This is a genomic window from Natranaeroarchaeum aerophilus, from assembly GCF_023638055.1.
GTDB classification, from domain to species: Archaea; Halobacteriota; Halobacteria; order Halobacteriales; family Natronoarchaeaceae; genus Natranaeroarchaeum; species Natranaeroarchaeum aerophilum.
On the sequence record NZ_JAKRVY010000001.1, the window covers coordinates 573534 to 586208 of the forward strand.

Sequence of the window (12675 nt, forward strand, 5' to 3'; positions counted from 1 at the left end):
TTTCTGACTAGTCGAAGTAAAGACTATACCCCTCCAGTGATTCGTGAAGTCCATACCTGATGACGCAGAAACAAGTCGGGCGAAACACCGGCAACTCCGGTCGGATCAACGTCTCAGGGTCCGAGTTGGACAAACTCGGAGTAGATATCGGCGACGCGGTCGACGTTGACGTCGTCGACGCCAAGACGATCGCCCACGCGCTCATCGACAGCAAAGAGTCCGAAGAGTTTCTCATCGTTACCCCTGCCTAACGCATGCAAACAGCACTCAACTATCGTACGAACCGCGATCTGTTTTCCAATCACTACCTCGACAAGCATCTCCCCGAGACCGAAGAGTGGGACGAGGTCAGCGACGACGAGCTCCAGGAGGCGTACGACGACATCATGGACCTCTGGGAGCGGGAGAAGGATACAGCACCGAAGCGAAACGAGTCCCAGCTCGAAGAGAAGTTCATCCGGCCGATGTTCCGGAAGCTGGGGATTCCCTTCGAGGTCGAAGAAAGCACAAGTCGGACCCAGCGCCGACCCGACTACGGCTTTTTCGAGTCCGACGACGCAGCCCGTGACGCGTTCGAGCGCCGGGAGGAAGGCGGCGACTTCTACAAGAACTCGGTCGCCGTCGCCGACGCCAAGCGGTGGGGCCGCCCGCTCGACACCCGCGGGAGCGGTGAGCACGAGCGCGACTTCGAGAACCCGAGCTACCAGATTCACGTCTACCTGCAGGAGACGCCCGCCCGGTGGGCCGTCCTGACCGACGGGAAGAGGTGGCGGCTCTACTACGGTCCGACGAGCCACCGGCTGGACTCCTACTACGAGATCGACTTGCCGACTGTGCTGGAGAAGGGCGATCTGGAGGACTTCAAGTACTTCTACCTCTTCTTCCGCCACGGCGCGTTTCTCGAAGACGCTGGCGGCGATAGCTTCCTCGACGACGTTTACGATGAGTCCAACGTCTTCGCCCAGGAGCTGGGGGAGGACCTCCAAGACAATATCTACGAGGCGATAAAAGTCCTTGCTGAGGGGTTTCTGCAGTATCCTGACAACGACCTCGACGAGGAGACCCTGGTCGAGCAGGACGTCCTCCCCGACAGCTACGCGGAGTTCGAGGAGGCCCGGCTCGATCTCATCCACGACTCCTCGCTCATCTACCTGTACCGGCTCATCTTCGTCCTGTACGCCGAGGCAGAGGGTCGTGAGCTACTCGACACCAATAACGAAATATACGAGCAGAGATACAGCCTGAACTCGCTCAAGCAGGAAGTCGCCGAAGAACTCGACAGCGCGGATCCCACGTATCGCGCCTGGCAGGACGACCTCCAGTCCAGCCTTGACGGGCTGTTTACCCTCATCGACCAAGGGAGCAAGTCCCGAGGTATTCCGGAGAAGGACCTCTACATTCCGGCTTACAACGGTGGGCTGTTCCGCACCGACCCCGACGAGGACGACAGCCGGGAGGCACAGTTCCTTGCCGACTATCAAGTCGGCGACGCCTATCTCGCGCGAGTCATTGAGCTGTTGACCCGGAGCCAGAATGCGAACGCTGAGGGGAAAATCTTCGTCGACTACTCCTCGCTAGATGTCCGTCACCTAGGCAGCATCTACGAGGGACTGCTTGAGTACCAGCTCAACGTCGCAAACGATCCGCTGGCGCTCGACGACGGCGAGTACGTGGAAGCCGAAGAGGGGGATGAGATTGTCGTCCACAAGGATGATGTGTACCTCACCACCGGGAGCGGGGAGCGAAAGGCAACCGGTTCGTACTACACTCCCGAGTATGTAGTCGAGTATATCGTCGATGAGACACTCGGGCCGGTCGTCGATGAGATCCGCGAGGATCTCGTTGGCTATGATTCATACAGTGAGGGCGGTTTTGCAACGGAATTCGCAGACCGCATCTTCGAGCTGAAAATTCTCGACCCGGCGATGGGCAGCGGTCACTTTCTCACAAGTGTGGTCGACTACCTTGCTCGCGAAATCATCGACGCTCAAGAGAAGCAGGCCGCGCAGGAGGGCATCGAGACAGTCGATGAGCACCGGGACATCAACTGGGCCCGCCGGCAGGTCGCCCAGCGGTGCATCTACGGCGTGGACCTGAATCCGCTGGCGGTCGAACTGGCGAAGGTGTCGCTGTGGCTTCGGACGCTCGCGGCCGAGCAACCGCTGGCCTTCCTCGATCACCATCTGAAGACGGGGAACTCGCTGGTAGGAAGTGATATTGAGACGGTACTGGACAACGGTGACTCCGACACCGGAACTGAGAAGGGTCAGTTGACGCTGCAAGAGTCGTTCGACCGAACCCGTCGGCAGGCACTCGAACATGTCACCGATCGGTTCGAGAACCTGCTCGCAATCGACAATGAGACACTGGACGATATCAAAGAGATGGAAGCAGTCTACGAGGATGTACGCGACGACCCACTATATCTGCATCTCATAGCCATGGCAAACGTCCACACCGCCGAACAGTTCGGCCTTGATATTCCAGCCGACGCCTACGAGCGCATGGCTGAGGCCCTACGGGGCGATTCGTGGAATGAAGTCGAAGGTCTAGACTGGTACCGCTCTGCGCAGACAATGGCAGAGGATCAGCGATTCTTCCACTGGGAACTAGAGTTCCCAATTGCCTTTTATGAACAAGACGGCGAACGGAAAGAAAATAGTGGATTCGATGCAGTGATTGGTAATCCACCATATGGGGCTGAATTTTCGGATTCGCAGGAAACATATCTTCGAGATCGGTATCCTAATCAGGACTATCAATTAGATACCTACTTATTGTTTATAGAACAAGGATTAAATCTTAATCGTAGTAGGGGCAGATTCGGAATGATTGTGCCAAATACATGGCTTTCGAATCTGCAACTACAGAGCATTAGAAAACTACTTTTTACAGAGAAGACAATCCGAAAGATCCGATACTATCAGAAGCCTGTCTTTGAGAATGTTACAGTTGATACACTTGTACTAATCGCTCAAAACAAGACATTCAACAAAGATTCCAAAATAAAAATTGAGTTAGTTGATGACAAGTCAGAAGAGTATCAAATTCCACAGGAACGTTGGTCTGATCGTGGTGGAGAGGCGGTCAATATTTTTGAACGACCAGAAATTATTGGCTTAAGCGATAAAATTCGCAACCAGCCACGATTAGATAAGTTTTGTAAGGTGACCCAAGGTACAAAACCGTTCCAAGTTGGAAAAGGAAGTCCAGAGCAGACGCAAGAAATTGTCAATAAAAAGCCATACGTATCAGATGAGCAAAAAACTGAACAGTTTCGGCCACTTCTAAGTGGAAAACATGTAAATCGTTACGTAATCAATTGGGATAGTAATTATTGGATTAAATTTGGGGATTGGTTAGCAGAGCCCCGCTATTCAGCTAATTATGATGTTTCTTCAAAAATCCTAATCCGACAGACTGCTGATTCACTTATTGCCACTCTTGATACAGATCAATTTATTGTCCGAGATAACCTCTATACTATAACGTGTGATTGTGATTTTGATCACAAATATCTCTTAGGGCTTCTAAATTCAAAATTACTTAATTGGTATTATCAGCAGGTTGTTAATCCAGAGAAAGGTGAAGCATTAGCTCAAGTTAAACGTGGACATGTTTCTCAGCTGCCGATCTGTCCAAGAAGTTCTATAGATTCTGAAATCAATATCAGCACCTTTAGTTCAGATAGTTTGTTTGAGGAAAATAATATAGATCTATATCAAGGTATCTGTAATGGTGTTCAACAGTTGCTTGAAATCAAGGATCAGAGACAATCTCTCAATCTTTCTTTACTTGACTATCTCGGTAATTACAAAAAGGGCCCCTCTCTTCCAGATGCTGGTCTCTTTCAGCCGACCGATTCAACTATACTTGATGCTACTACTACGGACTACGAGAAACTGCGTGTTGGAGATGTTATGACTGAACGCAGCGGTAACCGTGTCAGTATTCACGCGACAGCGCGTTACAAACCAATCGATGAAGATGAATACGAAACCGATCGCTGGGGGTACACTGAGACAGAGCAATACGAGGCATTCACCCTCACTAACCTCACTGACGAGGAGGCTACTCTGATTGAGGCTTTCGTTCCGGTTGCTGTTGAAAAGAGCGACGGCTTCGCAGGCTTCCGAGATAATGCGACGAAGAACATCTCTTTAACAGACCGGTTGAAAACGATTACGCTACCAGATCCTAACGATGTCACAGACGATCTCCGTCGGTACACTGAGGTAAAAGAACAGGCCGAGGATCTGGACGAAAAAATAGAGAAAATCAATTACTTCCTCAACGAAATTGTCTATCAAATTTATGACCTCACTGATGATGAAATTGAAATAATAGAATCGGCATTTCAAGATGACTGAGATAATGCTCATCTACATTACACTTGTCCACCGGAGGGACAGAATCAACGAAATACTATGAGTAGATTGACAATTGCTAGTATAGTCGCCACTGGAAAGATAGATAGAGAATTCGATTTGGCGACTCTTGCGAATGATATAGATTGTTATTCGTACGACTATGAAGAAGGTCGCTCTGGGTTACATGTACAATTTTATGAAGAAGGCCCAACAGCCACGATCTTCAGAAGTGGTTCCTGCAACATCCGAGGTGCATCCTCTGAGAAAGCATTATATGAAAACAAGTCGATGTTGGAGGATGCTATATCTAATTTAGGTATTGAGGGAACGATATCTAGATTTCAGATTACCAATATCGTGTTTACTGCAGATTTAAACAAGTCCATTGATCTTAATGAACTTGCTGTCAAGCTGGGATTAGAAAATGTAGAGTATGAACCAGAGCAGTTTCCAGGATTAGTATACCGATTAGATCAAGGAGTTATCTTGATCTTCGCTTCTGGTAAGTTAGTTCTCACAGGATTTACGAATCGCAAAGATGCAAAACAGGCACTCAATACACTATCCAACAAATTGACCGATGTCTAACTTCAAAGCGGGAGAACATATCAAGTTCGCTGGCGGGCGTGGAGAGATCACAAAAATCGAGGAACGGCCCAACGGCGGCCACCTCCTCCACGTCTACACCTCGGAGGGACAACTCCGCAAACTCCCTAGCGGCCTCCCCCATATCAAGAAACTCGATTCGCTCGTCGACCGCCTCGCAGCCGGCCAATCCGACGCCCCGCTCCAGTATGATCTTCGAGAGCGAGCGATTCGACTCGATCTCGCATACAAGTACGACCGCTTTCTCTCGCTCGCGAACAACCGCATCGAGATCGAACCGTACCAGGTCCAGGCCGCCTACGAGATCCTGAACACCTACGACCACCGTTATTTGATCGGCGACGAGGTCGGTCTCGGGAAGACTATCGAGGCCGGGATTGTCATCGAGGAGCTCATCGCTCGTGGCCGTGCCGACCGCGTACTTATCGTCGCGCCAGCACCGCTTACCGTCCAGTGGCAAGCCGAAATGCGCGAGAAATTCGACCGGAACTTCGTCATCTACGATCGCGAGACAGTCCAGACCTACCGCCAGTCTCACCCGAACCAGAACGTCTGGGAACAGGAGGACTTGATCATTACGTCGATCGACTTCGCGAAACAGACGACGGATGACCCCGAGTCGGACAAGGTGTCCGTGCTCGACGCCCTGGGCAATCTCGAAGCGGAGTGGGACGTGGCGGTCTTCGACGAGGCTCATCACCTGACTGCCCGACGATCGAGCGACGACTCGATGGAGCGCACCCAGCGCTACATGGTCGGGGAAGCTGTGGCGGATAACTCCGACGCGCTCCTGTTCCTGACCGGGACGCCGCACAAGGGTAAGTCCGACCAGTTCTTCTTCCTGTTGAGCCTGCTCGATCCCTACCGGTTCAGCCACGAGTCACAGATCCATCCCGACAAGCTCGACGACCTGCTGATCCGGCGGCTCAAGGACGATATGCACGACACCGACGGGACGCGGATGTTCCCCGAAAAGAACATCGAGGCACTGCCGGTCGAGATGTCCGACGCCGAGCGTCAGCTCTACGAGGACGTTACCGAGTACATCCGCGAGTACTACAACATGGCCCAGCAGGAGGAAAATCAGGCCGCTGGCTTTACGATGGTGATCTATCAGAAGCGGTTGGTCTCCAGCATATACGCCATCAGGAAATCGCTTGAGAACCGAATGCGGGCCATTCAGAACGACGCCGTCGCCGAGGACCTGCCGGACGATGTGCAAGAGCTCATCCCGCGGTACAGCACCGAGCCGGAAACGCTGACCGATGCGGAACGTCGAAGCGTCGAGGAAGCTCTCGAAACCGTCACGATCACACTGAACCGGTCGCAGATGCAGGCCGAACTGAACCGGGTCAAAGAGCTCTGGCAGCAAGCAAAGGCGATCGAGACCGACTCGAAGGCCCAGCTACTGCGTAACTTCGTCGATCGTGTCCTATCGGAGGATCCTGACGAGAAGATCCTCATCTTCACCGAGTACACGGACACGCTCGAATACCTGCGCGACCAGGTGCTCAACGACTACGATATCGCCCAAGTGTATGGCGACCTCGACCAGGACCGTCGGCGACAGGAGATGGAAGACTTCGAGGACGGTGCGAACATTATGCTCGCGACCGACGCGGCACAGGAGGGCCTCAACCTCCAGTTCGCCCATATCATGGTCAACTACGACCTACCCTGGAACCCGACCCGTATCGATCAGCGGATGGGGCGGCTCCACCGCTATGGGCAGGACAGGACCGTCGAGATCCGCAACCTGTTCTTTGACGATACTCGTGAAAGCGAAATCCTCAAGCTGCTCATCGAAAAGATGGATCAGATCGAATCTGACCTCGGAATGCGGTCGGACGTACTTGGTCGGGTACTAGAAGATGAAAACCTCGACGACACGATTATGGCCGCCGTCGCCGAGGAGCGTTCGACTGACGAGGTTGTTGCGGATATCGACGAAAAAATCGAGGAGCGAAAGGAAGCACTGGAGACCGTCGAGAACGACCTGCTCATCCGTGACCGGTTCGACCTCTCCGACGAGGACCAGGAGATCCTAGAGGTTATCGAGAAAAGCCGCCACGGAGAGGTAAGCGAGGAAGACATCGAGACGCTCGTCCGGGAGTTTTTCGATGTCTTCGGCGGAGCCATCAAAGGCGTACGTCCCGGCCCTTCTCGCGAGGAGGGCGACGTCTACCGGCTCGAAGTACCGAACCACATTTCCGGCGATCAGGTCAGCGGCCACTACGAGCGAGCTACCTTCACCAGATCGGTCGCGATCGAGCACGATGATGTCGACTTTATTGCCCTTGACCACCCACTGGTGCAGTCTATCATCGAGTTCTGCCTCGACTCAGACCATGTCCAGGGGCAGATCGTCGCCAAAACGACGACCAGTGACGCGGCACCGGGGATACTGTTCAACTATCGCCTTGGCTATCTCTCGGGGGCGGGCGACGTAATCACTGAGAAGCTCGTTCCGCTCTATGCGCCGCTGAAGGGTGAGGTGACGAGAGAGGTACCGGAACTTATCGAAACGCTCCAAGAAGACGAAATAGACGCTATGACTCTAGAGAGGCTTGCGGCGGACGCTGAAGATCTGCACTCCGACGCGGAGGCAAAGGCATGGTACGAAGTCGAAGCCTTCGCTGATGAGGCCCGAGAAGAGCGGGAACGGGAAGTCGAGATCAAACGCGAGCACGCAGAGCGACATTTCGACGAACAGATCGAAGAGTGGCAGGACCGACTGGATACGTATCGCCAGCGAAATGAAGAGGGTGCGGATATGAGTGCCCCGATCGGCAACGCCGAGCGCAAGCTGGAAGATCTCAGACGCGAAAAAAGACAAGAGCTACAGCAATTGGCTGAAGAAAAACACGTTACACCCGAACAGCCGGAGCTCGTGACTGCGGCGTTCGTTCTCCCAACAGATGAGTGAGCTACAGATCGTGAATATAGTCGGCGCAGGGGACCTGCAGCAAGAGCTGGACATCGAGCAGGTCGGAAGAGACATTGCAGTGCCGTACAGCGAATACGATCCATCGAACTATCACGGACTCTACCTCCGACCCGTTGAGGACGGACCGCTCATCACCGTATATCGAAGCGGAAAGTACATCGTGACCGGGCCATCAAGTCTCGAAGAGCTCTACGGGACAAACGAGAAGTTCCTGACGAAATTGGGCGAACTGGACGGGGTTGGTGAGTTTGTGGACACCGGATTTGCGGTCCAAAATATCGTCAGTACTGCTGAGCTAGATGAACATATAAACCTGAACGCCCTGTCTATCAGTCTCGGACTCGAAGCGACCGAATACGAGCCTGAGCAGTTTCCCGGGCTGATTTATCGACCGGCGGAGTACCCTGTCGTCCTGCTGGTGTTTGCAACCGGGAAGGTCGTTATCACGGGGACAGCCGATACCGAAGTCGCAAGAAAGGGGTTCGAGCATCTTCAGTCAGAGATGGACTTTGAATCGGCATGAGATCATTTCTTACGCTCGATCTCGAAGGCCCGTTCCAGTAAATCGGCGATTTCAGAAAGCCCATTGACTGCTCGACGATCAACCACCATACTGACTCGATCAGTCTCTTTCGGGTGCTTCTTTCCAAGGGCAATAACGATATCATCGTCAGGTGAAAATGTGGCAGAAAGCCATGCAGTAATGGTATCAGTTCCGGACAGCCATTCTGTAAAGATGTCGTGCCACGCCTCCTCCCTTTCAGGCGGTGACGGGGGCTCTGATTCGAACCCTTCGCGTTCGAGTCGGTCAGCAAACGCTCGGAGCCGGTCACAATCCTCAGGAGATACCTGAACGGTAACACTCTCGATATCCGCATTATATCCACTTTCGCGCTTGCCCAGTTGGAATGTGAGATCACCCCAAGGGCTGCGCGAAATCGTCGCCCAGGCTCGACCGCGCCGACGGAGTACTTGCTTTGCGATTCTAACCCACTCGTCGGATTTGTCGAACGATATCCAGAACTCACCGGGGAGCGGAATCTCACGTTCTACCGTCGGCGATTTCTCTTGGCGCAGCCATCGCACGATATCAGGATATCCTTCTAGTGCGGATCGATCGGGGAGGGCATACGGCCAGACGGTCAGGATACCGGATAGATCGACATCGTAGTCCGAAAAGTCGTCTTCGTCCAGCCAGACAACACTATAGCCGCTAGCCAGATAGTGGTCCGTGACGGCCTCGATGTCCTTCCCCTCGTTGCGGTACTGGACCTCGACGGCGATACCCCTGCCATAGGGGTTCCGTGGCTCGTCAAACGTGAGGAGGACATCGGCGACACGGTCACCGATACCGGATTCGAGCTCCAGCGTAGCCTCGGAAAAATCATTGTCGAGTCGGGCATAGGCGATCGACTTCATTTTGAGGTGCTGGTCCGACTCGCCGGGGCATTTACCCGTCTTCCCGATTTCATCAAGGGTTGCCTGTCCGGTTGTCGTACTAGCTTCGACATCGGCTTCCTGCTTTTCGTGTCGAAAGTGGCGCGAGACGAAGCTATTCTCCCGTTCGTACGAGGAGATAACAGTCATCTGTTCGTCACAGACCGGACACACAACAGTCGCGTTGTCCTCTACTTGCGGTGGGATGACGCGGTCTCCCTCAAGAGTTCCGAGAAATGGCATCTGTTATCGTATGATCCTGTGGAGTGGTCACGCTCCGAAATCGTCAAGGCTCGTCCTACGGCTATACCCACCGGTGGTATCACCAGACGATGAAACGTCGGAGTCGTCTGTCGATTCGAGATACCGACTATCGACATCCCCATGCTCGATAAACGCCTGAATGTTACCGGCAGTTGCCGGTCCGATGCCGTCAACGCCGTCCCTCAGGACATCCTCGAACTGTGTCGAGTCGCCGATCGATTCGTAGAATGCAGTCAGTTTGGTCCAGAGCGTTCCGTCGGGGAGATCCCGTCCAGCTACAATATCAGAGCCTCTCAGGTATTCCTGTAGCGACCGAACTCGATACCGTCCAAGACCGGAGATATTTTCGACCAGCGGCACCTCCTCGTGTCGAATTCCCCGATCGACACGGAACGTCAGGCTATCGAACCACTCGGGGCGGCGAGCGTTCGGTGCAGCATCGATCAGATACTGGGTAGCCTCGATCGTCGACGAAAGACTGCTTGCTGTGCTGGATATGTACGCGGCGTCGACCTCCGTTCGATCTTCGATATCCCGGGTGTCGAGGTTGTTCATCCAGTACCAGCGGATTACCCCAGTGGTGATTCCATACTTATCCAGGGCAATACCATGTTCTTCGAGTTTTGCTTCGAGCTCTGAGGAACCACCTCGTGCACTGATTGAGTGGTCAAAGAGCCGTGTCGTTTTGTCAAGCATGGCAGTTCTGGTAACCTCGTCGTGGTCTGTCTCCTCGACCCACTGGTAGAACTCTTTGATCGCCAAGAGAGTGGCGCTAGCAAAGCTATTGAAGGCGAAATCAACTGCCCCGTCCCCCAGTGCAGTCGTCTGGAACTGACGTTTGGTATCGTGCTCGGAAATGAAACCGTGCTCGATCAACCAGTCCGCTGTCTCCCGGAGTCGGGTATTCAGTCGTTCATCACGGGATCCATGTTCTCGTCCCCATGCCCCGAGTTCCGTGAGCTGGTCCCAGTAGAGCATCTCCTTGACGAACGCCTCTATCTCGTGAGGAGTATCCCATCCTGTCGCGACCAGCTCAAGAACGAGCCACTGGAACCGTTCTTGATTTTCGATGTGTGTTTCTACCCGTTCAAGTTCTCGCTGGGGCTCGAAAAAGCGCTGAGCAGTCTCATCGGGCTCGTCAGTAAGCGTATAGGCAAATCCCTTGTCGTATCCATATCCCGGACGAGCGGCTCGTCCGATCCACTGAATGTACTCCCAGACTCCGACGTAATTCGGACCGCGTTGGATATCTGCGACCAGCACGGTCTGGACAGGCGAGTCGAAACCATACGCGATCGTCGTAGTGGCAAAGAGACACTCGATCTCCCCCTCGTAGTAGAGATCCTCAATCCAGTTCGTGATGTGTTTCGGGAGGTCCGCATGATGAAACGCGACACCATTGTTCAGCGCATGAGCCAGTTTCTCGAACGTTTCAGTGAGCCGCCCATCGACCTTATTTTCGAGCTCTACGTGGAAATTGCGGTCAGATGAGCCACGGAAGGCTCTGGTATCAGCAACTGCTTTCGCTCGTGATTCCGTCCACGGTTTTGCATAGTTGAAGACGAGGAAGGGTCCTTTGTCGCGGTGTGTCCTGACCGCATCGACGACCGCTTCCTTTGTTTCGTTGTTCGCGGTGTCTATGGCGTGCTCTTCGATCTCGATCTGTCGACCTTCCGGGCTGACGGTGACGTCAGCATCCATCCACTCGGCGAGCTCTTCGGGGTTGCCGACCGTCGCACTCATGGCGAAAATGTCGATACCTTCGTACTTGGCAGCCGCAATCGACTTCTCGATCTCCGGGCCGCGAAAGCCGCCGTAAATTTCGTGGAAGTCATCGAGTACGATCAGATCCAGATTTCGAGCGTTCCCCGTATTTTGGAGAATCGCCCGATAAAACGAGTCAAAGGTTTTTACAGCAACGTCTGCCGTTCGATAGGCAGTCCGATCGGACTCGATCCGATACTGGTCTCCTCCCCATTCCCGCAGCGCATCGCGCTTGTCTCGCACCAGTTGTCTGGAAGGAACCAGATAGCCGACACGCCCACCGTCGTCCAAGATCTTCTTTGTGACTGTCTCCGCGCAAAGCGTTTTGCCGTTCCCCGTCTCGGCCACAAGAAGATGGTTTCCGGGATCCAAAATGCCGTCCTGGAACGCCAGCCGTTGCGTTTCTTTGAGGCTCTCGTAGCCGTGGGCGGCCATCACTGTCTCGACGGTTTCCACGTCTTCAGGCGAAAGGTCACTTGGGACGGTCATATTTCCACGCCATCGGCTGAAAGACATCGATGGAGCTCAATGAGAGGACGGACATCTTCAGTGGCATAGTCCACCAGGAGACGTTCGAGTTCTTTGAACGACTTGCGGTCATCGAGACCCGCATCCAGCCAGCTGACGTACTTCTCCCCCCAGACTTCACCGATGTGCTGTCCCACTACCTGCTCGTCAGTAATCTGGCTCTGTTCGATAATACCATCGTCGAGGCCGTAATCGGAGTAGCGGGTCGGGATGGTTTCGATCCCAAGCCGTTCACAAGCTTCCTCGAATTTGGGGAAGCCGTACCCATCTAGTTGCTCTTCCGCCAGGAGGGCAACATCAACGTGTTTGGAGAAAAGCTGATCCAGTTGCCGACTAGCGTCGACTGTCAACCCATGATTGTCGACCTCAGTAGCCCACTCCCGTAGGTGGATCTCATCGAAGTCCTCTCCGTTATACGTAAGAACGTGCTCAGCAGGTCGCTGTTCACACCAATCGAGGACTCGATCGAGAAGGGTAGCGGTGTGATCGATTTCCCAGTCTCCGTTCCGGAGGAAGACCTCAGTCTCGACCTCATCACCTGGCGATGATTGATACCCCGCTGCGACGGCGACAAGCTCGAAATAATCGGTGTTCTTGAACTCCTCCCGATTGTCAGGTGAGTTGAAGGGACTCGCGGTCTCGATATCGATAGCGAGGGTTGCCATGGATACTGGCAATTCACAGCCATCTAACATATTGTTTTGGAAAACCACGGTCGAACCACCGTTTCGAGTGCTTCGACTGGAACGTTGCGGTGCG

At 53.7% G+C, this 12675-nt stretch carries 8 protein-coding genes; 5 read left to right on the plus strand and 3 right to left on the minus strand.

Annotated elements, in window-relative coordinates:
* The first annotated feature begins 59 nt into the window (after window positions 1–59).
* Genes AArcSt11_RS02925 through AArcSt11_RS02945 form a run of 5 tightly spaced genes read left to right on the plus strand, consistent with a single transcriptional unit; the run spans window position 60 to window position 8446 of the window.
* Window positions 60–251, plus strand: coding sequence for a hypothetical protein (locus AArcSt11_RS02925; RefSeq protein WP_250594455.1), 192 nt, complete (start codon window positions 60–62; stop codon window positions 249–251).
* A gap of 3 nt (window positions 252–254) precedes the next feature.
* Window positions 255–4370 carry an Eco57I restriction-modification methylase domain-containing protein gene (locus AArcSt11_RS02930; RefSeq protein ID WP_250594457.1) on the plus strand — a complete coding sequence of 1372 codons (4116 nt, stop codon included), beginning with the start codon at window positions 255–257 and terminating at the stop codon, window positions 4368–4370.
* Between the two features lie 57 nt (window positions 4371–4427).
* Window positions 4428–4958: a TATA-box-binding protein gene (locus AArcSt11_RS02935; protein ID WP_250594459.1), complete on the plus strand. Its 531-nt coding sequence runs from the start codon at window positions 4428–4430 to the stop codon at window positions 4956–4958.
* A complete protein-coding gene (locus tag AArcSt11_RS02940) occupies window positions 4951–7902 on the plus strand; it encodes a DEAD/DEAH box helicase (protein ID WP_250594461.1) in 2952 nt (983 codons plus the stop codon). The genes AArcSt11_RS02935 and AArcSt11_RS02940 overlap by 8 nt, the downstream gene beginning before the upstream one ends.
* Complete coding sequence (locus tag AArcSt11_RS02945) at window positions 7895–8446, plus strand: TATA-box-binding protein (RefSeq protein WP_250594463.1); 552 nt, start codon at window positions 7895–7897, stop codon at window positions 8444–8446. Before AArcSt11_RS02940 ends, AArcSt11_RS02945 begins: the two co-directional genes overlap by 8 nt.
* A gap of 2 nt (window positions 8447–8448) precedes the next feature.
* On the opposite strand, the gene AArcSt11_RS02950 is transcribed toward AArcSt11_RS02945, so the two are convergent.
* From AArcSt11_RS02950 to AArcSt11_RS02960, 3 genes are read right to left on the minus strand one after another with little or no spacing between them, the layout of a single operon-like run.
* Window positions 8449–9603 (minus strand): competence protein CoiA family protein, encoded by a 1155-nt coding sequence (locus AArcSt11_RS02950; RefSeq protein ID WP_250594465.1) that lies wholly within the window; start codon window positions 9601–9603, stop codon window positions 8449–8451.
* A gap of 27 nt (window positions 9604–9630) precedes the next feature.
* Window positions 9631–11877 carry a DEAD/DEAH box helicase gene (locus AArcSt11_RS02955; RefSeq protein WP_250594467.1) on the minus strand — a complete coding sequence of 749 codons (2247 nt, stop codon included), beginning with the start codon at window positions 11875–11877 and terminating at the stop codon, window positions 9631–9633.
* A complete protein-coding gene (locus tag AArcSt11_RS02960) occupies window positions 11874–12629 on the minus strand; it encodes a hypothetical protein (protein WP_250594469.1) in 756 nt (251 codons plus the stop codon). The genes AArcSt11_RS02955 and AArcSt11_RS02960 overlap by 4 nt, the downstream gene beginning before the upstream one ends.
* Window positions 12630–12675 lie beyond the last annotated feature (46 nt).